Here is a 20,044-nt window from a genome sequence, read left to right as displayed (position 1 = left end):
TCAGCACCCCGCAAACACATGCACGGCGTCATGTGCGGTCTGGATGGTGAACAGGTCGCCGCTCAATTCGGCATCCCGCGCCATGGCTTGCCAGTCAATATAGTAGCGCAAGGATTGAGGAATCGCGGTTGTTTCCTCCGTTACGTCCTGCACGTAATCGGCAAGGCTGGCATATGCGCCAAGGTGGCGGTCGTCCAAAGCCTGCCGTGCCTCGTCCAGATCGCCGCTGTAATAGTCCAGCAAGGCCGCACCGATGTCGCCATGCTCGGCAATAAAGGCCGCAAGCTGGCTGACGCGCTCGAAACCTTCGTATTCTGACAGGCGGATGCCGCCAAAGCCCTCATAATCATGGATCGCCCATTCCTCGGCGTTCTCGATGGGGGAAGCCTTCAGCATGACGCGCACAGCGTCATAGATCGCCCATGGCTCCTGCGCGGCGTCGATCCACGCGCCGTGCAAATAGCCGTTATTATAGGCCGCAAGACAGGCCACATAGATGCGGGGTTGTTCTGTCGTGGTGTTGTTTCTCATTGTTTTTTCCTTTGGGTTAGCGGTTGCGCATGCAACCGACTAGCCACGCGGCAATGAGCGGGGTTCTTGCCGTCCAGACCGGAAAACGGCGGATGGTGCGGGCCGGAGCGCAGCGACTACACGGTCGCCGTATTCCGCCCGAAAGGGCTTGGCCTTGACGGCAAAGGGGCCGCAGGCCCGAAACAGAAAAGGCGGCCAAAGCCGCCGGAAGAAGATCGCGGCACAAGGCCGCGCCTGATCGCTGACCTTAGGTCAGCATATGCGCGAGGGATCGTTACCGTATGGCCGGGACGTTTCAGCGGCCCGGTGCGCAAGGCGCATAGAGCCTGCTCCGGCATCTGCTGGACGCGCCTGAATCCTAAAAACTATAGGAAGCTAAAACTGTTTGAGTAGCATTGCGCACAAGTGGAAGAACGCCCGTCATTTTCCAGAAAACACATTTAACTGGCAGCCGGTTCAGGCTTCTCGCCAGAGGTCTCTAACGAGCGAGCATGTCCTTGATATACGGGTCGCCATGGACTTCCGGATAGTGCATCAACAGCTTTTTGATGCGTTCCTTGTTTGCGTCCGACAGGTGCGCCCCACGGCCAACGACCCCTTTGTTGAATCGATTCTTTTTCTCGCTGATCTGGGCGAGTGCGTCTTCGCACGCCTCCGGGTTTGTTGCCACTCCACCCGCCTTCAAAATCTCCATCATTGTTGCAGCCGGGTCAGCGATCATCTCTTCAAACCTGACGAAGCGTGCATTTGGAACGGATCGCCAGCCAACGTAAAATTGCACAAACCATGGGATTGCAAGATCAACGATTACTTCTTCCAAATCATTGTCTGGCAGCGCGGCGTGACGTTCAGAGATTTCAGCAACGGTCATGATGCGATTTTCGCGCCGGATATGATCCCTGAGACTGACCACAATATCGAACAAATCTCTCACCAGGACTATCGGCGTAAGCCTGTATCTGGCGATCAGCTCGTCAGTCCACTCGCTATGCTTGATATGATGCTGGGCTACATAGGCTGAGTGATTGTAACGCGATAGACGTAGCTCGCACAGTTCCTGCTCCCGCGCTCCCCATGCTGGCGTGAGGCGCACGCGCCGCAACCCACTATGCGCGGCAAGGGCGTGTGCCAAAAATGTCGAACCCGACTTCATCATACAAGCGATCAAAATATGTGGTTTCTTGGGCAACAGAGGCCGCGCGGCCATCTCAAGTGCGAGCGTGAATGGCGAGTAGAACTGTAGCCCCTTTTTTTTAATTGAAGACGGCATCATTTTTTTTCTTTGGTTTTATTGATTTTCTCTCCACATAGTCCGCCGCTACGGCGCCAAAATAGAAAATTTGCTTCATAAGCATTTCGGAAATTTTGAAGGCGAGTCTCGTCAGGGGAAAGTATAGCCTTTCTATCCCGACCAGCTTGCGAGACTTCTCAAAACGGCTTTCGCCGATTGTCGATTCCACATCAAAATCTGGCAGGATTGGCGACGGTGCGACGCAGAACGCACGCAGCCGATGTCGCCAAACCTGTCCGTGCATAACGTCGATGGGGGCCCATAGCGCGCGGCCGAGATGCAGAAGCCTCTCCGCTGCCCGCTTGTTTACGACATAGCCGTATGCTCCGGCCGGGGTGCCGTACAGTCGGCGAAGGGTTAGTTCGCCTTCCAGATGGCGCACGATCCTGGATCGCCTCACATGCTTGGGCTTACCCAAGAAGCGTATAATATCCCATCTTTCTCGGAGCCCCTCGATCACACGCAAAGCCTGCGGAAGATCGTCCAGCAGAAGAGCATCGTCTTCCAAGATCAGTGCGCACTCCAGTCCACGCCGCACAACCTCGGCATAAACCGCAAGGTGCGAGCGAGCGCAGCCGACTTCCCCGGCAGTCATCCCCTTGCCGTAGAAGAGTCGTCGCCTGATCTTGCTGTATTCGAGCTTCGCATCCGGTGTTGATCGCGCGTCGATGGCGTCAAACACCTCGGCCCTCAAACCCAATTCCGCCAATCGGCCATTAATTCGGTCTCGGCGTGATTTTGAATCTTTCAAACTAATGACAAATATATGCACGTTTCCGACCGCAAAATTTAAATCTTATCATATCCGAAGAAGGAGAATTCCTCTTCAAACACCTCATTGATACGCTTGATATGATCTTTAGAAAAATAAGCATCCAGAGGAAGCTCGTTCGACATTAAGCCCTTTTTTTGCGTGAGGAATATCTAAACTCACATCATCTCGGCCGAACGTATCTACAAAATCTTTAAGATCGTTCTGAATATTCTCGTATTTAAAAATCCTCTTAACTGCGATTTTCCCAGACACATCCTTGTATCTATCAATGTTCAAAACGGCCTTGTAGTCATCGCCGCGTAATGCCGTATCCAGAAATGGCCTGAGGTCTTTCCTATCGGCCTGCATAAGCCCGCCGGATTTGTATTTTTTCATCGAAAGCCGCATGTTCGCCCAGGACAGTACTTTTCTGTAGGGACTGCGCTCAATGCAAGCGATTTGCATCCCATCATCAATATTCTGAAGCCGCATTACTTCTGATAGCGGCATGTGGTTGTAGTACCTCCCCTCAGGAGGGCGAATCCTGCGCAAAAAGTACTTAGAGACGCGAGGGGTGATATTCTTGATAGAGCTTTTGCTTTGGTGCATCAGTCTCTTGAGGTAGATTTTCTCTTGATGCGGGGCATCCGAATAATTTTGCGCCCCTCTACCCATTCCCAGTCTGGCAATTTCGTCAATCGGGGTAATAGGGGTGATGATACATCCATCGCTACAGTAACGCGACAGTGCCATCTCCACACTTGTTCCCGCGACCTTAACCCCTTTAATGAAAACAAACTTATTTGCCTCTGATAAAATCAAAATCATTCCCGCTGGTTATTATTTTATATTTCGGATATAATAGATACGCAATTATTGGTCAATAATGTAATTCATATATACATAGGAAGTTCGGAATTATTTAATATATACATCGTAATATCATTAAATTTCAAAGGATAATGCGGCGCAGAAATAGTAAAAGACGCCGCTCCCCCTACGAAGCGGCGGTGGTCATTGTCGCCTTTCTCGGGACTGCCGGCATTGTGTTTGGCAAAGCAAACGTCAACGCGCCCGATGTCGCCTGCTATCAGCCGGATATCGGCGATGGCGACACTTTCCGCTGTGACGGCCAGCGGGTGCGTCTGGTCGGGATCGACGCGCCGGAAATGCCGGGGCACTGCCGCCCTGGGCGGCGTTGCGTCGATGGCGATCCGCACGCGGCGAAGCATTATCTCTCGTCGTTCACCCGCACGCGGGTCAGGCTATCAGATTGGATCAAAAAAGCGATCAGCAAGCGCCAGCTTCTCGCTACATAGTCGGCCCCGACTTATCCTTAAAACTCGGTTTTAACGGCGACGGTGTTTTCGGTGGTTCGGGCTTTGGCGGTGTCGCTGTTTGCGGCGGTTGCATGAACCGTGATTGTGGCTTCATGAATTTCGACAAGAGCGCGCGCAGGCCGCGTTTTCTGCGGCGGTTCTTTCTGCGGCGCTTGGCGGGCTTCATGAAGCGCGAGATCACGCGCCGGAATGACGGCATGAATCCCGGCGTCAGTTCTGGCGGCGCGTCGAGATCGTCTTCGGCCTCGTCATTGCTGGCAACCTGTTGTTCCGCTGTGCGGCCCGGTTCCGGTTGCAGAAAACGCGAGCCGCTTACTTTGTCCGCCCCGGCGGGCCTGTGTCCCGCCGCGCCTGGCGCTGCTGTTCTTCTATTCTGCGTTCTTCCTCGATGCGCCTGCGCAATTCGGCGGCGCGTTCGGCATCCTCGGTGTAGCGTTGACGCTCGGCGGCGAATTGCGCGGCCTGTTCGCGCCGCTGCTGCGCATGACGCTCGCGCAATTCCTCGCGCTGCTCGGCGTGGGTCTGCTCCCACAACACTTGCATGTCGTGCCGCTCGCGCGCCTGTTGCGCGTGAAGCTGCCGCCACGCCTTTTCACGGGCGGCACGTTGTTCCGCGCCGCGTCCCGGATTCAAGCGGTTTTGCAAAGCGTCTATGAAGCCGTCGATGCCGCTGCGCTTTTCTTCTGTCTCGCGCTTGAGACGATCACGCGCGGCGGAGTGCATCGCCGCTTGGTGATCCAGCTTTTCCTGCAACTCGATGGATAGCACATGATCGAGATGCCGCGCTTCGGTGTCATGCCACGCGGCAAGTTTCTCGACTTCCTGTCGCTGGCGCTCATCAAGCGCCCGCGCGACCACAGGATCAAGCGCAGGTGGAAGATCCGGCTGCTGCACCTCTTCGGGCGCGGCGGGCCGATCTTCGGCAACAGGCGGTGTCTGTTCTTCCGGTGATGGTGGCGTGATCGCTTCCGGTGCGGGCGCATCTTCACGCACCCGTTGCATGGCCTTCGCCTCGGCGGCTGTCGGCAGTGCGGCGCGATCCACATCCGCCATGAAGGCGCGCACCTCGGCGGCTTTCATTTTCAGTTCGCGGCCAAGGCTCAATACAGAGCCTTCCTCCGTCACCAACACAAAGTCGCGCTTGTCGCCTTGCGCGAGCATGTAGCCTGCATCTTCAAGGGTGGCTTTGAAGGCAGCGCCATTGTCGGCGGTTTCTTTCAGAGCCGCAATTTGCGCACGGCGGTCGGCAACGGAGAGCGCAGCGCGCTCGGCCTGTTGCCACTCGCCATGCGTGGCTTCCGCGCGGGGGAACGCGGCCTGCTTTTCGCGGTCGCGCTTGGCGTGTTTGCCGGGAACGTGTTCGTGCCCGAACTCTTGTTCCATGCGCAGGCTGGCGCGTTCATGCGCGAGATAATTATAGCTGTCACTGCGCAGTGTCATGGTTTCAAGGTCCGTGCGCTGCCAGACAACATGGATGTGCTGGCGGCCTTTCTTTTCGTGCATGACCACGGCGCGGGGCTGGCCGTCCAGACCCAGCTCCTTTTCCAGCACCTCGACCGCGCGCACCCATTGCTGCCGCGTCATGTCATAGCGTGCGTCGGGGTCGATGTTGACGTGATAGAGACCCTTGGTGCCGCGCGTGCCTTCGCAAAGGGTCTGCCAGTCGCGGAATGTGGCGGAAAGATCATCGATGCCGGAATGCAATTCCAATACCTCGATGCGCTCGTTCGTATCCGTGCGCATCAGGTGCTTCGCAAGCTGGCCCGGCCCGCCGCGTGATCCCCCCTTGACGATCATGCGATAGCTTTCATGCGGGGCCTCACGCGTCCGGTGGCGGGACGGCTTTCCCGCCCGGCGGTGGCGCGGATTTGGTGTCGGGTGGCGGCGGTTGATCGACGGTCGGCGCAAGATCGACGGCGCGGGCATAGTCAGGGTCTTTGCCAAGCGCATCATAGATCAGCCCGCGTATGCGGGCGAGATCGGCAAGGGCTTCTCGAATATCGGGCAGGACGGTTTCAGGCATACCGCCCGTATGCAGGTAGCGGGCAATCTGGTTGAGATTGCTGCCTGTCTTGCCAAGGTGCCCAAGCACTTGCCGCATAGCCTGCGCGTCGGCAGGCACACGCCGCTGTGCACGCGGCCCGGCGTTACCGATGGCAGCGGCGCGCAAAAAAGCGGCGGCGGCCAGTCCTGCCTTATCGGCGCGCGCGAGAAACGCTGCATGCTCGGCCTCGGTCATGCGTGTTTTGACCTGCCGGATGCGCTGGCGTTTTTCGGATTTGGGCTTGGGTGGCGGCTGGGTCATGCCGTGCCCCCGGCGTTGTGTTCATCGGTCGGGCATGTATCCATGCGTCCTCCCTTTGCTGCACGGCGCAATGGCCGCTCCATTGTCGTCACCGGGGCGAAACCCGGCCAAGGTGCAGGAACGGCGTTCCTGCGAGTGGTCAAGGGCGCGATAGCCCTTGTCAGGGTTCCAAGGGGCGCGAAGGCTCCTTGGTGGTGTCGCAGAGGCAAAGCCTCCGTCATGGGTCGCAGGGAGCACGAAGGCTCCCCGGACGGGTCCACGGGTTGTCAAAACCCTGGTCTGGAGGGATGCAACGGGAGGGCGAAGCGCCACCCTTGCCAAGCTGGACGGGTACCCCGTCCATGGCTTGCACAGTCTCCGAACATACAACTTAGGATAGCACGAAACGTGCGAGGGTGTGGGGTAGCATCGCATGCAGTAGGTCGAGCGGGGGATTGCAGCGACGCTCCCCGGCCACGCAGCCTGTCAAAAGCAGACTCGGGCGATTGCTCGAGATTATACCACAGGTTGCGGGCGGCCAAGGGATTCATTTCGCAGTCCGTCCCGGCAACAGAACGTCGCGTGCTTCGGTGAGCATCTGCGCAAGCCGTGTTGATCCGCCCGTGTCGGGGTGCAGCTTTTGCATCAGCCGTTTCCACGCGGCGCGGATGTCTGCCGTGGTCGCACCCTCGGCCAGCCCCAGAATGGCCAGCGCTTCGGCGCGGCTCATCTGGCCGCTGCGGGGCGGCGGTGCTGATTTTTCCTGCCGCTGTTCTTGCCGTTGTTCTTGTCGCCGTTGCTGACCTTGGTTGCTTTGCTCTTTCTGCCGATAATAGGGGTTTGGGTCGTATGTGAGCGGCGGCTCCCAATAGCTTTCGGGGTATTTCTCCCGAAGCTGGGCGAACATGGCCTGCACATTCCAGTAGTCAACGGGGCGCAGATAATACGGATGGCCGCCGGGATGCGTGACGATCGCCGCGTCCCGTCCAAGGTTCAAAATCTCGTCGGGCGTCAATAGCGGCCTGCCGGTCTCGCCAAAGCTCATGCCGCCGCTACCATCGGGATTTTCACTCCGGCCAACGGTCTGCACGGTCTTCTTGCCTAAGGTCTCGGAGAGGTATTTGGCGCTTTCGAGATCGTTGACGTTGCAAAACCACTTGTAGGCGCAGTTGGAGAGGATCGTGCCCGCGCCTTGGCCGTAAAGGTCTTTGAGCTGGTCGATGCCCTGCACGATCAGCGCGTAATCGAGACCGTAGCCTGAAAGCGTGGCAAGGTCGCGCGGCATATCCTCGATCTTCCCGAGCGCGGGAAACTCGTCGATCAGGACAAGGCAGCGGTGGGATGGCGCAGCGGATGAGTTGCGCGGGGCGCGGCGGTAGGTGTGGCTCACTGCCGCCAGCATCAGGCGCAGCCAGGTCCGTTGCGTGTCGATCCGGTCGGGCGGGATCACCAGATAGACCGTGCGCGGCTGACGCATCAGGTCGGAAAGGGCAAATGTCGAGATCGCCGTGGCGGCTTTGACCTGCGGATCGGAGAGGAACTTTGTGTTCTCCGACAGGTTCGCCATGATGCCGGAATAGGTCTCGTCGGCAAGGTCGAGATAAGGGCTAACCATTTCACGGATCGCGCCGCCGAAAGCCGAACTCGCCGCCATCGGCACCAGAAATTTATCGGTGAAGTCTTTGCGGCTCATGCTCACGATCTCGCGGGCGCGGGCGAGCGTCTTGGTCTCGCCCGGCTGATCCGTGATCCACAAGAGCACGGCGGCAAACACATTGGCGGCGCTGCCCTGCCAATAGCGGTCCTTGTCGCCGGGCGATGACGGGCAAACCGCGCCCGCCAGCCCTTGCGCCACCGCGACGGCGTTGGGATCGTTTCGATCCAGCACGTCCAGCGGGTTGAAGGTATCCTGCGGGATACCTGCTTTTTGATAGGTCGCGGCAAGCTCGTTCCACGGATTGATGACATGCACCTTCTCCGTGATCTTCGTGGACAGGCGCGCCCGCGCCGTGACGGCGGCGTTCTCGCCCTTCGGATCGATTACGATCATCGATCCCGCGTAGCGCAGCAGGGTCGGGATAATGACGCGGGTGCCCTTGCCCGTGCGGGTGCGCGCGACGATCAGCGTGTGATGCTCTGGCGTCGTACAAATCGGGATGCCGGGTTGCTGGTTCAGCGGCACGGGGGTGGCGTCTGGATGGCTGCTCTTGCCCAGAAAGACGCCGCTGCGCAGCCAGTCGCGATACGGCGGCGTGATTTGCATGCCTTCAAAGTGCGCCGTGCCATAGTTATCGGAGAGGTCCGGCCCTGCCAAAGGCGGGTCGCTCTTGATCCATCGGACCGCATACCAGATGCCGCCGCCGATGGCGGCATAGAGCAAGAGCGACGTGAAGCCCCGGCTTTCCCCGACCATGTAGATCACAAACGAAAGCCCGATGGCGACGGCATAGGCGATTCCGATCCAGATCAGGATGCGCAGCCACAAGGGACGTTTTCTGGGGGGACGCTTCTTGGCGGGGCCTTCCGTTGGTGCGGCGTCCTCCGGCATCAGAACGGCCCGCCCTTGGCTGGCGGCATGGCCGGGGCCACCCTGTCAGGCACGGCCAGTTCTGGCGCACCTGCATCGGCACAAAGCCGGTTCCATATCCGCGCATAATGCGGGTGGCTGGTGGGATCGCTCACAAGGCGGTGCAGCAGGTCTTCAAGATAGTTGCCCAGCATCTGGCTCAAGACGCGCTCCGGCGGTGCAGGCGCGCGGCCTGCACCCGCCGCGTCCAGCGACTCGACGTGTTCCAGCAAGGACAACAATCCCGGTTGCAACTTGACCATCATCGGCTGCGGATCAGCCGCGTCATTTTGTGCCGCGTCCAAAACTTGCATCAGCATGCATACGTCAGGATGCGCGGCGAACTGCGCCCGCAACCCCGCGAGGGCGGGATGCGGAGCAGGATCAGGCGTATCGCCCACGCTGCGTTCCCAAGCGGTGCGCGCCGCATCAAAGTCCTGATCGCCCGTGGCGGGCTTCCTGTCGTCTGGCATGACAGCCTTCCCCTCAAGACATGCGGCAGTATGCCGGGGCGCGACCGCAAAGGCGCACCGCCTTTGCGCCGGAAGTAACAAGTATTGCCGATCACATTGCGCGAAAACGACTTTTGGCTCAACCTTAAGAGAGAGGTTGCGCATTGTTTGCATTGCTGCGCCGGATCGGGGGACGTTTGAAATGGGTAGCTTGCGGTGCTGAATTTATCGTCGCGGATGTGATCCGCTGGTGTGAGCCTGTCTGGAAGCCACAAGCCCGCGCTTCGAAAAAGAAGCCCGCCGTTATCGGCCGGCGCTGCGTCACGGGTCAGATCGTCAGGATCGACCGCGCGGGCTGGGTGCATATCAAGGTCGCCGCCTGCACCGCCGAGCCTGCGCCACACTGGCTGCGTCCCTTGCCACCGCCGCTCGCACGCGGCGAGATGATCCGCCGCCAGCGCGGCAAGATCGGACAGGGAAAAGTCGTCCGTTTGCCGTGGAGCGACGAAACCGCCCGCGCCGCTGTGGTTGGATCGCGGTTTGTGGGGAAGTGAGCGGAAACCATCTGCGAAACAGCCGTTTCAAGCCGGAAAAGCAAATAAGAACACATGGGGAACATTTAGGGTTGTAAAGCGTGAGGTTACGAGGCACAATGAGTCGACTTCGCTTCCAAAGGGAGCCATGACATGGGTGCCATGAAAAAGATCAAGCCACCTGTCCATCCGGGCGGGTTCGTAAAAACCAAGGTAATCGATGCGCTCGGGATTTCCGTTACCGATGCAGCGCAAGCGCTCGGCGTGACTCGTCCGGCGCTCTCGAAACTCCTGAATGAACGCGCGCATCTGTCGCCTGAAATGGCGCTGCGGCTGGAAAAGGCATTCGGCATGTCGATGGACAAGCTGATGCAAATGCAAAACAGTTTCGACATTGCCGAAGCGCGTAAGCGCGAAAGGGACATTAACGTTCTTCCCTTCAAAGGCGGTTTATTGCATGGGCACGCAAAACACGCATTGGGGGGCGGACAATGACCACGAAAACTGCGCAAGCTGCGCCTGTCATTCCGTCTGCATCCGGGCTCTGTTCTGACCTCGGTGCCGCAATTGCCTCCGAGCGCGCCTTGGCATCTGTGGCCCTTGCACTGGGCGCAGAGACTGTTGGCACGCTGTCGTCACAAGAGAAGGCATTGGGCAAGGCTGCGGCTTCCACCGTTGTATCGAAGAAAATAATCTCCCAACTGAAGGACATGATCCGCGCGGGGGACGATCCTCTTGGTGATATTTTCTGCGTGCTGCGCTCTTCCGAAGAGCGCCGTGAGAACGGCGCGACGTATACCCCGACGCCCATCGTGCAAACGATGGTGGATTGGGCAGCGGCCAAGAATCCGGCGCGGATCGTCGATCCCGGCGTTGGGTCTGCCCGTTTTCTGACACGCGCGGCGGCGGCTTTCCCGAAAGCTGAACTGGTCGGCATTGATATTGATCCGCTGGCGGCGCTGCTCGCGCGTGCCAATCTTGCCGTGTCGGGTCATGCCAAACGCGCGCGGGTTCTGCTCGGGGATTACCGTCGCTTTGCCGAACGTATCGACGGCAAGACGCTCTATATCGGCAATCCTCCTTATGTGCGGCATCATCAGATTGAGCCGAAATGGAAGGACTGGCTGTTCAATGAGGCATCAAAGCTCGATCTGACGGCCAGCAAGCTTGCTGGGCTGCATGTTTACTTCTTCCTCGCCACCGCGCGGAGCGCAAAGCCCAAAGACATTGGGGCCTTCATCACCGCTGCCGAATGGCTCGATGTGAATTATGGCGCGCTCGTCCGCTCGCTAGTGCTGGGCGACCTCGGCGGCCAGAGCGTAACCGTCATTGATCCCACGGCACAACCGTTCCCGGATGCAGCGACAACGGCGGCGATCACGACCTTTGAAATCGGCGCGCAGCCGAAATCGATTTATTTCAAGCGCGTGGAAAAACTGGCCAAGCTCGACGGGCTTGGGAAAGGCCGCCGCGTTCATCGTGATCGGCTCGCAGCGGAATCTCGCTGGTCATACCTGACCCATTCGACTGAAAAGCCGCCCGAAGGCTATGTGGAACTTGGTGAATTGTGTCGCGTCCATCGCGGGCAGGTCACAGGCGCGAATGGCGTCTGGATTGCCGGAGAACATAGCGTCGGCCTGCCGGACTCCGTCCTGTTCCCCACGATCACCCGCGCGCGCGAAGTCATGGAAGCCGAAGGGCTGCTGACCGACGCGGCAAGACTACGCCGGGTTATCGATCTTCCCGCCGACCTTGACGAGCTAGGCACGTCAGAGCGCAACGCCGTGAAGCGGTTTTTGAAAACCGCCCGCGCGATGGGAGCCAATCAAGGATATGTCGCCAGCCACCGCAAAGCATGGTGGGCGGTTGGTCTGCGGGAAGCGGCACCGATTATTTCCACCTATATGGCGCGTCGTCCGCCTGCATTCGTCATCAACAAGGCCGATGCGCGGCACATCAACATCGCGCATGGTCTTTACCCACGCGACAACCTGTCAGAAAAAGTAAAGAAGGCGCTCGTTGACTATTTGCAGGTCAATATCTCGCAGCGATCAGGCCGAACCTATGCGGGCGGCCTCACGAAATTCGAGCCGCGTGAAATGGAACGTCTGATCGTGCCGGGTCCGGCGCTTCTAGCTGCGGGAATGACAGCGTGATTGAACCGCCTGTTTGGACAAGCGAACAGCTTGAAGCTGATCTTCTCAAAGCCATTGCGGCCTTTTCCAAAGAGCGTCTGGAAGAGCCTTTGGAAGATTATCTGGAAGCCTTCGACGAATATCAGGGGTACGTCGAAGAAATACTGGAAACGACAATCGACCTCTCCGACCTCGATGCGCCCGCGCTCGATGTCCTGGGCGATCCCCATTTGCTGGAAGCCTTCCGCTATCTTGCAGGGCCACCGATTTCGGCTGACGATCTCAAGGTGCTCGCCGATGCCCGCTCCCTGACCAAGAGTCATCTGGAACGCACACCCGATGATGTGCAAAAGCTCATCGGCGTTGTCCGTCAGGTCTTGGATCGCCGCCGTTTTGCATGGGTCGTGGAAAACCGCGAACCCACCGAAGCGGAACGGAATGCAGCGGTCATGGCATCAGCCGCACTGATGGCGGCAAGCCGGACCCAAACGCGGCGGCGCACCCTTGGCAAGGATCAACAGGAAGCGATGGTGAAAGAGGCGCTGACGGCGCTCGGCTTCACCGAAGTTGCTTCACGCAAGATTCCGAACATCTCCCATGCGCCCGCGCCGGGAGAATTTTGCGGCGAGAGTGTCCTGGGCACCCGGAAAGGCGATATTATCGTTCGCCTCTGGGATCATCGCGTCATGCCGATTGAATGCAAGGTCTCCAATTCATCCACCAATTCCGTCAAGCGCCTCAACAATGACGCGGCGGTGAAGGCGGATAGTTGGAAGCGTGATTTTGGTTTGCGTCAGGTCGTGCCGACAGCCGTTCTCAGCGGCGTTTATAAGTTGCACAATCTCATGGATGCGCAAGATCGCGGCCTAACGATTTTCTGGGCGCACGATTTGAAGCCGCTGACGGATTGGATCACGGATACGCAGCCTGCGCCGTAATGCGGCATCACTTCTGCTTCTTCGCGTAATCCTGCCACATTTCTTCGAATAGCTTGCGCAGCGTGAGCTTCCGGCGTGCTGCTTCCATTTTGACGGCAGCCGCCATTTCGGGAGAGAGGCTGAAACCGACAATCTGCCGGTCCCGCTTTGCTTCAGTGTTCATTGCCATGGGTAAATTGTGTCGACATGTCGACGGAAGTCAATCATGAAAGATCGTAGTCCTTGGGCGCTCCTATGCTGATTGACGTTGGGGCAGCTTTGTTACGGCGGATGGAATGTTGTCACAGGCGGTCATTGATGCGCGGGTTTCAGGCCTGATCGGGCGCTTCTATGAAGCGGCAGCGGATGATACCTTGTGGACGGGAATCGCGGCCGACATTTCGGACACGCTGGAGTCCACGAGCGCCGTGCTGAAACTGCACGGCGCGGATGACGATATTCGTGTTCTCGAACATACCGACAATCTGCGCATGGCCGACCACCAGCAGTCCTGGGCTGCGAACTGGCACCGGCAGGATTTATGGGTGGAGCGATCCGCGCGTTTCGGCGTGGGGTGCATCGTGACCGACCATGATCTTGTTTCCCCATCGGAACAACGCGGTAGCGGCTTCTATCAGGAGTGGCTACGCGCCCTCGACATATTCCACATGGTCGGCGCGGTCTTTCCCGGCGGCGACGGGGCGCTAGGCGTACTTGGCATTCACCGCCCGGAACGCGCAGGCGCATATGCCGATGCAGACCGGCACAAAGTGTCGATCTTGTTGCCTCATCTGCAACGCGCCTTCTGGCTCGGCGGACAATTCGCGAAAGCGGCGGCGCACCGCGCCCTTGCCGATGAAACCCTGTCACGCATTGACGCGGCAGTTTTCGCTGTGGATGCGCGCTGCCGCATTGTTTCGGCGAATGCGCGGGCGGAAGCGCTGCTGCGCGCGGGGCTTCATCTTTTCGGTGGGCGCGGGCGTTTGCGACTGGCGGATGGGGCGCTCGATCAATGCATGACGCGGCAAGTCCGCGCCTGCGTCCAGACCGCCCAAGGCCACGCTGCCGCGATTGGGGCGGCCCTGACCATTCCGCGCGCTGAGCGTCTGCCGTTGACGATGATCGTCGCACCTTTGCCGCCCTCCGCTCTATTCGGCCCTGCCGCCACAGCTCGGCCCTTGGCGCTGGTCATGGTGCGCGATCCCGAAGCGTCCACGCTGGCCACCGACTGTCTGCGTGATCTTTTTGGCTTCACGCGGATGGAGGCCATCATCGCCGCCGATCTCGCGGGCGGCTTATCGCTCGATGCCGTGGCCAGGCGGCGCGGGATCGGCGGCGCGACGGTCCGCTCCCACCTCAAGCGTATTCTCACCAAAACCGGCACGCACCGGCAGGCGCAAGCCGTGGCGCTCATCGCTCGCAGCGTAGCGGGGTTGAACAAGGACTGCGCATTTCTCCCCTGAACAGGGGACGAAACCCATACCCGGAAAGGTTTATCACTGAGCGCCCCGGATCATCCCCAATGCGCCAGCGGAGCCTGCCCACGATGCCACCGAATACCGCCGCACAGCCTGACTCCCAGACAGGGCAACGCCCAGCATGGGTACGAATATTACTCTGGGTCGGTGCGGCCTTCCTTCTTTTCAATACGGTGGGCGTAGCGCTGTTCGTCGTATCAGGGCCGAGCATCGGCATAGGCATGCTGGTGCGGTTGGCGCTGGTCGGCGCGGTGCTCGCGCTACCGCTGTGGAAGTGGCACGGCCTGAACGTCCTGCACACATGGCGCAATCCGAAGATCGCAAGTTTCACGCGTCGCGACGATCCCGCGACGGGCGGTTTTCTGTTCGAAGTGGAACCCGCGCGCGCGGCGCGCATGCCTGCACTGCCGCTGTTTGCGGTCGGGGTGTTCCTTCTACTGAACGCGCTGCTGGCGGGCACGCGCTCGACAGGGGCCTTCTTGGGTCTTTATGTGGTTGCACTCGTCTGCATCGGCGTGGGTTGCACCTTTGTGCTGCCCGGCGCGCGAGCGCGCAAACCCGTCAAGGTGTCGGTTTCGGCGCAGGGCGTCCAAAGCGGCGATATCAATATGTCGCTTGAATCCGTTGCGGATGTGGGTGTCAGTCATGGCGGGCTGGTCGTTGATCCCGATCCGCTCATGCCGGGACGCAACGGCGTTTCCACCGCCGCCATGGCAGGACGCCATATGGGCCGCCGCCAAGAGAAGCGCGGATATGAAGTCACGATCCGCGCAGATGGGGACAGCCAGCCGGATATTCTTGCTGGCGGCCTGACCGAAGATTGCGCCCATGCTCTTGCAACCGATCTTCAAAAGGCCATTGATCGAGCGGCAGGGGTTTAGAATGGCGTTATCAATAATTTCTACAAGGCGTACCTCTACCGCAACCGGCAGCTTTATGCTCGTCGTTGGCCTCTCGCTTGCGACAACGCCGCCCGCCTATGCGCAAACGCCCACCGCGATTCAGACCTTCACACAAGAAAATAAGGCGGCCTGCGCAGCGGCGGGTGGCACCCCAAAGATATTGGATTCGTATCTAACACCCGTGGATGATCTGAACGACGATGGCACAGCAGATTACGTGACCGATCTCGCCGGTCTGGAATGCGCGAATGCTTGGAGCTACTTTTGCGGCTCTGCCGGTTGTCCAGTCACCGTCTGGCTGTCAGCGCCGCAAGGATACACGGTCGGTTGGGGTGGCAGTGCGCAAGCATGGCGGCAGCAAGGCACGCAGGTGATCGTCTCGCTGCACGGCCAGCTTTGCAAGCCGCCGCGCATCGGCGCGCAAAGCTGCGATGTAGCCATGCGCTTCGATCAGGCATCAAATGAACCCGAAGGAACCACAGGCGCGCGCAGCGCGGCAAAGCCCGCCACCGTTGGCGGGTGGCAACTTCGACAAGCAGGTAACGGCTCTGCCGTTGCCGAGGTCACAGGCGTTGGTTCCCTGACCAAGCTCTCCGCGCTTTGTCTGCGCGACCGCCCTGTTATGATGGCGGCGCTATCGGAAGCAGCCGGTGCGCGCCCGGTTGTTTTCACATTCGCGTTCGCGGATCGCAGTATCGATGTCACCGGCACGGCTGGAACTGCTTCACAGAAGACTTTCATCCTTGATCCGCGCACCGCGGGCTTGGCGGCGGCGCTCTCCGGCAATGCCGATACGGTCGATCTGCGTATCGCCGGGCGGGATCAGGGCCTGCTTTCGCTAAAAGGGTCCACTTCGGCGCTGCGCGGCGCACTGTCGTCTTGTATGCCGCTTTAGCGAGAGATCGCCGTCTTTGAGATTTGCGGCTGACATTGGAATTGTGCCTGCAATGCTCTATGCCCAGCGGGCGCGGAGACGGTTCTCGCGCTTTATCGACACCCTTTAGAATAATGAACGGAGCGCACCGGTGCGCGCACGACGCAGACAAGATGCGGAACGGATGAAGGCGCGGGCGCGCCGTGTCATGGCCCTGTGGGGTCATGGCCTGTCCGCCGATGTGCCGCCGTCGCCGCGCGCGGTCGGCAAGATCGCTTCGACGCATGGGCGGCCTTGTTCTTGCTGGCTGTGCCGTAGCCGTAAGGATGTTCCACCAAAACGTGAACGTGGGTTCGAATTGCACAAGTGATCTTGTGATGTTGACGGTTGGTCGCGGAGAGTCGCAGAGGCGCTTCCTGCCGACAAGTCCACCCCACACGTCCTTTTTCATCATGCACCTTGGCACAAGCTGACCTGTCACCAGCGCAAGCCTAGCGGCTCCTTCTCTTCGTTGCGGCCCTACGGGTGCGTGGCGGCCATCCAGTGCCTGTTTCGGGGCATGAAAGGCCGTGATGGTTGCGGCCTCGCCGGACAGGAGAAAAATCATGCGTCTCATCACCGCCAACGAATTGGATCAACAGCCTGAAAGCGTCCTGCAATCGAAGTTCTTCACGATCAGCCAGGAACTGGCGCAAACGGAAGAGCACACCACGGAACGCGCGAACGCGCTGGGTTCCTTGGAGAATATCAACCGCGCGATCATCGCACGCCGCCTCAAAGGGCCGGGGATGTAATCCCCTGCCTTCGGGCGATAGGGAGAGGCAGCCGATGCAACTGCATCCGCTGCAAAGGGAGACCCAGCCTTTGGCCGCGTCAGTGTTTTTCCAAGCGTTCTCCCCTCTTTGTGCGCCAGCGGCGCAGCGGTGAACGACGAACCCTTTCTACGTCCGAGCCGGACGCGGGTTCGGATCGCAGGCATGGCGGCGCTTGAGGCTCTGCGCACCGTGTTTCCCTGCCTGCTTTGGCCGTATTCACCCCTATTGCGCCAGCGGCGCGTCGTGAACACGGCAACGCCAGCCCCGTTGCATCGGCCATCGAACTCGATGGCTGAAACGATGCGGGCTAGCGTTTGGGGCGGCGGGGCTTGTCCGTCTGCTTCGCTTTGACGGACTGCACCGCTTTTGCCTTGGCTTCCAGCGCGTCGATCTCCGCGTTCATTTCGGTATGCATGGCATCCCATCCACCGATGCCCATCAAAACGCGGTCGGCGTGTTTGATGGTGTTCACATGCCCATAGTGTTGCTCGATCATTTTGACGGAAGTGCCCATTTGCTGGGCGAGGATATATACGTCCACGCCAGCGGACAGCCGCAGCGTCGCATAGGTGTGGCGGAAGCAATAGGTAGTGCGGGGAATGCCGCTCGGTCCATCGCGTAGCTCGGTGTATTTCAGCAGTTCTTCGACCGTATCGCGGTAGAGCCATTTGGCGGGTTTACCGTTGATGATCGTGAACACGGGATCGTCGGGCTTGGTGGCCTTGGACAATTCCCGTACCCGATCCAGATAGGTGTTCACACTGGTGGGGGCGATCAGCTTGCGCTCCTTGCCCTTACCGCGCACATAGATGACCAGAATTTCCCGGCCATCTTTGTCCTTGGCGGTTGTGATGTCCCGCCAGCGCAGATTCTTCGCTTCGGGCGGTCGCATCCCCGTGTTGCACATGATGAGGATGAAATTGTAGCAAATCTGCCGATACCAAATGCCTTGCGGCGTGGTCGCCTCCTTCATCCATTTGCGGCCTTTGGTGTGCAGTTTGCGGTATTCTTCCAGCGTGAACTCGTCACGGCGGTTGGATTTCAGCTTCGGCATGCCCTCGAAGCGATGATGCGCGGGCACGTATCGCTTGCCGATGGCATAATTCATGATCGCAGCGAAAATGCTCATTTCGATGCGGATGGTGGAATCGCTGATGATGCTGTTACGGCGTCCTGTGCCGTTCTCGCGCCGCCACAGCGGATACTCCGCCCAGCGATCCTGCGTAATCAGATGCACTTGCGTGGTGCCTACATAGGCGTTCAGCGGCCCCTCGACCTTGCTTTTGACGTTTCTGGCGCGCGCCTGACTGACTTCGCCAGCGTTGGCGCGCCGTTGCTGTGCTTGGACGTATTCCTCCGCAACTTGCGAGAAGGGGCGATTGAATACGGGAACATCGTGTTTCACCCGAAAACGGATGTCGGCATCCTCGTCCATGGCACGGTCGCGCGCCGTCTGCCGGTCCGCCGTGCGCAGCGAGATCGTCTTGTAGCGGTCTTCGTTCTGGATTCTGATCCGGCAGTAATAGTTATCGTGCCCGACATCGCCACGTCGGAAGATGATAAGGCCCGGCTTGACCTGCTCTTTGTCGAGGATGAAACTCATTTCTACGTTTCCCACTGTGCAGAAACCGTGCAGATTGGCGGCGTAAGTGGTTGATTTGCCGTACCTGTGTAGGTTCTGTGTGGGCTATTGTAGCAAAAAATGTTGTTTTATTGTAGTAGTTTGTTATGATCCCTTCACCCGCTCCAACCCCGTCCTGACATCGCCGGTCCCCGCAAGGCGCGGTTCAATGCGCGGCCCCGCCCTGCGTCCTGCATGCGCAAGGGGCGCCCGATGGACGCCCCCTGCCCGGTCCCGCGGCGCGCGGCCGGCTCAGTCCTCGCCCCCCTCCTCGAGGGAGCGGTCCATCTGCATCTCGACCCACATCGCGTTGACCACGGCGAAGAGGGCGGCGAGCGGCAGGCCGAGCATCCAGGCGAAATACCACATCGGCTCAACTCCTTCTCAGTAGAGGCTCTCGCCCTTCTCGGTCACGTCGGCCTCGGTCACCTTGCCCCACAGGACCCGGTAGACCCAGGCGGTGTAGACCAGGATCAGCGGCAGGAAGATCACCGTCGCCCCCAGCATCACGAACAGCGTCAGATGCGAGGACGACGCGTCCCACACCGTCAGCGACGAGTTCGGATCGACCGTCGAGGGCAGGATGAACGGGAACATCGTCAGCCCGACCGAGGACACGATCCCCAGGATCGCCATCTTCGACCAGCCCATGGTCGAGAGATCCCGCCCCGCCCGCAGCCCCCGCACCGCCATGGCGATGCCCACGAAGCCCATCAGCGGCGCGACCGCGATCCACGGCCGCTCGAGATAGGCGACCAGCCAGGTGCCCTCGCGCACCACGTCCGACAGCAACGGGTTGGAGGGGCCGTCGGGGCTCGGCGCCTCGACGAAGCGGTAGCCGTCGATCCCCACCAGCAGCCACAACCCTGCAAGCGCGTAGCCCCCGGCTGCGACCAGACCGGCGAGCGAGCCGTAGCGGCGCGCGCGCGCGGCGATCGCCCCTTCGGTCTTCAGCCCCAGCCAGGCCGCGCCGTGCATCAGCAGCATCGACATCGAGACCACCCCGCAGAGCAGCGAGAACGGGTCCAGCAGCGCGAAGAATTTCCCGAGCGCCGAGCCGTCGTAGATCGACATCAGGTCCGGGGTCAGGTGGAAGGGCGCGCCCTGCAGGACGTTGCCCACCGCCACGCCGAACACCGTGGCCGGGACCGCGCCGCCGACGAACAGCGCCCGGTCCCAGTTGCGCCGCCAGCGCTCGCCCTCCCGCTTGGAGCGGTACTTGAACCCGACGGGCCGCAGGATCAGCGCCGCCAGCACCGCGAACATCGCCAGGTAGAAGCCCGAGAAGCTGACCGCATAGAGCGGCGGCCAGGCCGCGAAGATCGCGCCGCCGCCGAGGATGAACCAGACCTGGTTGCCCTCCCACACCGGGCCGACGGTGTTGATGACCACCCGTCGCTCGACGTCGGTGCGCGCCACGAAAGGCAGCAGCGCGCCGGTCCCCATGTCGAAGCCGTCGGTCAGGGCGAACCCGATCAGCAGGACGCCCAGCAGCGCCCACCAGATCACCCGCAGGGTCGCGAAATCGATGAAGTCGTGAAGGATCATGGT

21 protein-coding genes are annotated in these 20,044 nt (G+C 60.0%); 9 read left to right on the top strand and 12 right to left on the bottom strand.

Features of this window, described 5'->3' with window-relative positions:
- The 4 genes from BM064_RS13060 to BM064_RS26890 form a co-directional block, all read right to left on the bottom strand.
- On the bottom strand, window positions 1-531 hold the full coding sequence (locus tag BM064_RS13060) for an antirestriction protein ArdA (protein ID WP_092860209.1): 531 nt from the start codon (window positions 529-531) through the stop codon (window positions 1-3).
- A gap of 478 nt (window positions 532-1,009) precedes the next feature.
- On the bottom strand, window positions 1,010-1,801 hold the full coding sequence (locus BM064_RS26895; protein WP_218161030.1) for a sulfotransferase domain-containing protein: 792 nt from the start codon (window positions 1,799-1,801) through the stop codon (window positions 1,010-1,012).
- The gene (locus tag BM064_RS13055) at window positions 1,785-2,594 is read right to left on the bottom strand and encodes a glycosyltransferase family 25 protein (protein ID WP_092860208.1); all 810 of its coding nucleotides are present in this window, start codon (window positions 2,592-2,594) and stop codon (window positions 1,785-1,787) included. The genes BM064_RS26895 and BM064_RS13055 overlap by 17 nt, the downstream gene beginning before the upstream one ends.
- Before the next feature lie 87 nt (window positions 2,595-2,681).
- Complete coding sequence (locus BM064_RS26890) at window positions 2,682-3,404, bottom strand: hypothetical protein (RefSeq protein WP_143103322.1); 723 nt, start codon at window positions 3,402-3,404, stop codon at window positions 2,682-2,684.
- A 182-nt stretch (window positions 3,405-3,586) separates the two neighbouring features.
- Here BM064_RS26890 and BM064_RS27460 point away from each other — a divergent pair, with 182 nt between their 5' ends.
- Window positions 3,587-3,895 carry a thermonuclease family protein gene (locus BM064_RS27460; protein WP_177236242.1) on the top strand — a complete coding sequence of 103 codons (309 nt, stop codon included), beginning with the start codon at window positions 3,587-3,589 and terminating at the stop codon, window positions 3,893-3,895.
- A 333-nt stretch (window positions 3,896-4,228) separates the two neighbouring features.
- On the opposite strand, the gene BM064_RS13045 is transcribed toward BM064_RS27460, so the two are convergent.
- The 4 genes from BM064_RS13045 to BM064_RS13030 form a co-directional block, all read right to left on the bottom strand.
- Window positions 4,229-5,713, bottom strand: a complete 1,485-nt coding sequence (locus BM064_RS13045) for a relaxase/mobilization nuclease domain-containing protein (protein ID WP_092860207.1) — start codon at window positions 5,711-5,713, stop codon at window positions 4,229-4,231.
- Between the two features lie 22 nt (window positions 5,714-5,735).
- On the bottom strand, window positions 5,736-6,221 hold the full coding sequence (locus tag BM064_RS13040; RefSeq protein WP_092860206.1) for a plasmid mobilization protein: 486 nt from the start codon (window positions 6,219-6,221) through the stop codon (window positions 5,736-5,738).
- A gap of 526 nt (window positions 6,222-6,747) precedes the next feature.
- A complete protein-coding gene (locus tag BM064_RS13035) occupies window positions 6,748-8,685 on the bottom strand; it encodes a type IV secretory system conjugative DNA transfer family protein (RefSeq protein ID WP_218161029.1) in 1,938 nt (645 codons plus the stop codon).
- 62 nt (window positions 8,686-8,747) lie between these two features.
- On the bottom strand, window positions 8,748-9,239 hold the full coding sequence (locus BM064_RS13030) for a hypothetical protein (protein WP_092860205.1): 492 nt from the start codon (window positions 9,237-9,239) through the stop codon (window positions 8,748-8,750).
- Between the two features lie 143 nt (window positions 9,240-9,382).
- On the opposite strand from BM064_RS13030, the gene BM064_RS13025 reads away from it, so the two are divergent.
- The 4 genes from BM064_RS13025 to BM064_RS13010 all read left to right on the top strand — a co-directional run bounded on the left by BM064_RS13025 (window position 9,383) and on the right by BM064_RS13010 (window position 12,824).
- Complete coding sequence (locus tag BM064_RS13025; RefSeq protein WP_218161028.1) at window positions 9,383-9,772, top strand: hypothetical protein; 390 nt, start codon at window positions 9,383-9,385, stop codon at window positions 9,770-9,772.
- A 141-nt stretch (window positions 9,773-9,913) separates the two neighbouring features.
- Window positions 9,914-10,246, top strand: a complete 333-nt coding sequence (locus BM064_RS13020) for a HigA family addiction module antitoxin (RefSeq protein ID WP_245779143.1) — start codon at window positions 9,914-9,916, stop codon at window positions 10,244-10,246.
- Window positions 10,243-11,907 carry a class I SAM-dependent methyltransferase gene (locus BM064_RS13015; RefSeq protein WP_092860203.1) on the top strand — a complete coding sequence of 555 codons (1,665 nt, stop codon included), beginning with the start codon at window positions 10,243-10,245 and terminating at the stop codon, window positions 11,905-11,907. The genes BM064_RS13020 and BM064_RS13015 overlap by 4 nt, the downstream gene beginning before the upstream one ends.
- The gene (locus tag BM064_RS13010) at window positions 11,904-12,824 is read left to right on the top strand and encodes a XamI family restriction endonuclease (RefSeq protein WP_092860202.1); all 921 of its coding nucleotides are present in this window, start codon (window positions 11,904-11,906) and stop codon (window positions 12,822-12,824) included. Before BM064_RS13015 ends, BM064_RS13010 begins: the two co-directional genes overlap by 4 nt.
- 7 nt (window positions 12,825-12,831) lie before the next feature.
- Here BM064_RS13010 and BM064_RS27455 read toward each other — a convergent pair whose 3' ends face one another.
- A complete protein-coding gene (locus BM064_RS27455) occupies window positions 12,832-12,993 on the bottom strand; it encodes a hypothetical protein (protein WP_177236241.1) in 162 nt (53 codons plus the stop codon).
- Between the two features lie 109 nt (window positions 12,994-13,102).
- On the opposite strand from BM064_RS27455, the gene BM064_RS13005 reads away from it, so the two are divergent.
- From BM064_RS13005 to BM064_RS12995, 4 genes are all read left to right on the top strand, one after another.
- Window positions 13,103-14,266, top strand: a complete 1,164-nt coding sequence (locus BM064_RS13005; protein WP_092860359.1) for a helix-turn-helix transcriptional regulator — start codon at window positions 13,103-13,105, stop codon at window positions 14,264-14,266.
- A 59-nt stretch (window positions 14,267-14,325) separates the two neighbouring features.
- Complete coding sequence (locus BM064_RS13000) at window positions 14,326-15,162, top strand: hypothetical protein (protein ID WP_245779142.1); 837 nt, start codon at window positions 14,326-14,328, stop codon at window positions 15,160-15,162.
- Window positions 15,110-16,078: a hypothetical protein gene (locus tag BM064_RS26885; protein WP_143103321.1), complete on the top strand. Its 969-nt coding sequence runs from the start codon at window positions 15,110-15,112 to the stop codon at window positions 16,076-16,078. The genes BM064_RS13000 and BM064_RS26885 overlap by 53 nt, the downstream gene beginning before the upstream one ends.
- Window positions 16,079-16,662: 584 nt before the next feature.
- Window positions 16,663-16,851 (top strand): hypothetical protein, encoded by a 189-nt coding sequence (locus BM064_RS12995; RefSeq protein WP_092860201.1) that lies wholly within the window; start codon window positions 16,663-16,665, stop codon window positions 16,849-16,851.
- Between the two features lie 328 nt (window positions 16,852-17,179).
- Here the strand turns inward: BM064_RS12995 and BM064_RS12990 are convergent, their stop codons facing one another.
- The 3 genes from BM064_RS12990 to cydB all read right to left on the bottom strand — a co-directional run bounded on the left by BM064_RS12990 (window position 17,180) and on the right by cydB (window position 20,041).
- A complete protein-coding gene (locus BM064_RS12990; protein ID WP_092860200.1) occupies window positions 17,180-18,475 on the bottom strand; it encodes a tyrosine-type recombinase/integrase in 1,296 nt (431 codons plus the stop codon).
- A gap of 270 nt (window positions 18,476-18,745) precedes the next feature.
- Window positions 18,746-18,862, bottom strand: coding sequence for a cytochrome bd-I oxidase subunit CydX (gene cydX, locus BM064_RS12985; RefSeq protein ID WP_092860199.1), 117 nt, complete (start codon window positions 18,860-18,862; stop codon window positions 18,746-18,748).
- Window positions 18,863-18,877: 15 nt separating this feature from the next.
- Entirely contained in the window at window positions 18,878-20,041 is a 1,164-nt protein-coding gene (gene cydB / locus BM064_RS12980) for a cytochrome d ubiquinol oxidase subunit II (RefSeq protein ID WP_092860198.1), read from the bottom strand.
- Window positions 20,042-20,044: the final 3 nt, after the last annotated feature.

It is taken from the genome of Albimonas pacifica (genome assembly GCF_900113695.1).
Taxonomy (GTDB): Bacteria; Pseudomonadota; Alphaproteobacteria; order Rhodobacterales; family Rhodobacteraceae; genus Albimonas; species Albimonas pacifica.
This window is presented reverse-complemented; position numbering and strand designations above follow the sequence as displayed.

Bases quoted from the DNA above. Each gene is read 5' to 3' on its own strand.
- BM064_RS12995 (WP_092860201.1), top strand. From the start codon at position 16,663: ATGCGTCTCATCACCGCCAACGAATTGGATCAACAGCCTGAAAGCGTC.
- cydX (WP_092860199.1), bottom strand. From the start codon at position 18,862: ATGTGGTATTTCGCCTGGATGCTCGGCCTGCCGCTCGCCGCCCTCTTC.
- BM064_RS12990 (WP_092860200.1), bottom strand. From the start codon at position 18,475: ATGAGTTTCATCCTCGACAAAGAGCAGGTCAAGCCGGGCCTTATCATC.
- BM064_RS13045 (WP_092860207.1), bottom strand. From the start codon at position 5,713: ATGATCGTCAAGGGGGGATCACGCGGCGGGCCGGGCCAGCTTGCGAAG.
- BM064_RS13060 (WP_092860209.1), bottom strand. From the start codon at position 531: ATGAGAAACAACACCACGACAGAACAACCCCGCATCTATGTGGCCTGT.
- BM064_RS27455 (WP_177236241.1), bottom strand. From the start codon at position 12,993: ATGGCAATGAACACTGAAGCAAAGCGGGACCGGCAGATTGTCGGTTTC.
- cydB (WP_092860198.1), bottom strand. From the start codon at position 20,041: ATGATCCTTCACGACTTCATCGATTTCGCGACCCTGCGGGTGATCTGG.
- BM064_RS13040 (WP_092860206.1), bottom strand. From the start codon at position 6,221: ATGACCCAGCCGCCACCCAAGCCCAAATCCGAAAAACGCCAGCGCATC.
- BM064_RS13030 (WP_092860205.1), bottom strand. From the start codon at position 9,239: ATGCCAGACGACAGGAAGCCCGCCACGGGCGATCAGGACTTTGATGCG.
- BM064_RS26890 (WP_143103322.1), bottom strand. From the start codon at position 3,404: ATGATTTTGATTTTATCAGAGGCAAATAAGTTTGTTTTCATTAAAGGG.
- BM064_RS13000 (WP_245779142.1), top strand. From the start codon at position 14,326: ATGCGCCAGCGGAGCCTGCCCACGATGCCACCGAATACCGCCGCACAG.
- BM064_RS26895 (WP_218161030.1), bottom strand. From the start codon at position 1,801: ATGCCGTCTTCAATTAAAAAAAAGGGGCTACAGTTCTACTCGCCATTC.
- BM064_RS13020 (WP_245779143.1), top strand. From the start codon at position 9,914: ATGAAAAAGATCAAGCCACCTGTCCATCCGGGCGGGTTCGTAAAAACC.
- BM064_RS13015 (WP_092860203.1), top strand. From the start codon at position 10,243: ATGACCACGAAAACTGCGCAAGCTGCGCCTGTCATTCCGTCTGCATCC.
- BM064_RS26885 (WP_143103321.1), top strand. From the start codon at position 15,110: ATGCTCTTGCAACCGATCTTCAAAAGGCCATTGATCGAGCGGCAGGGG.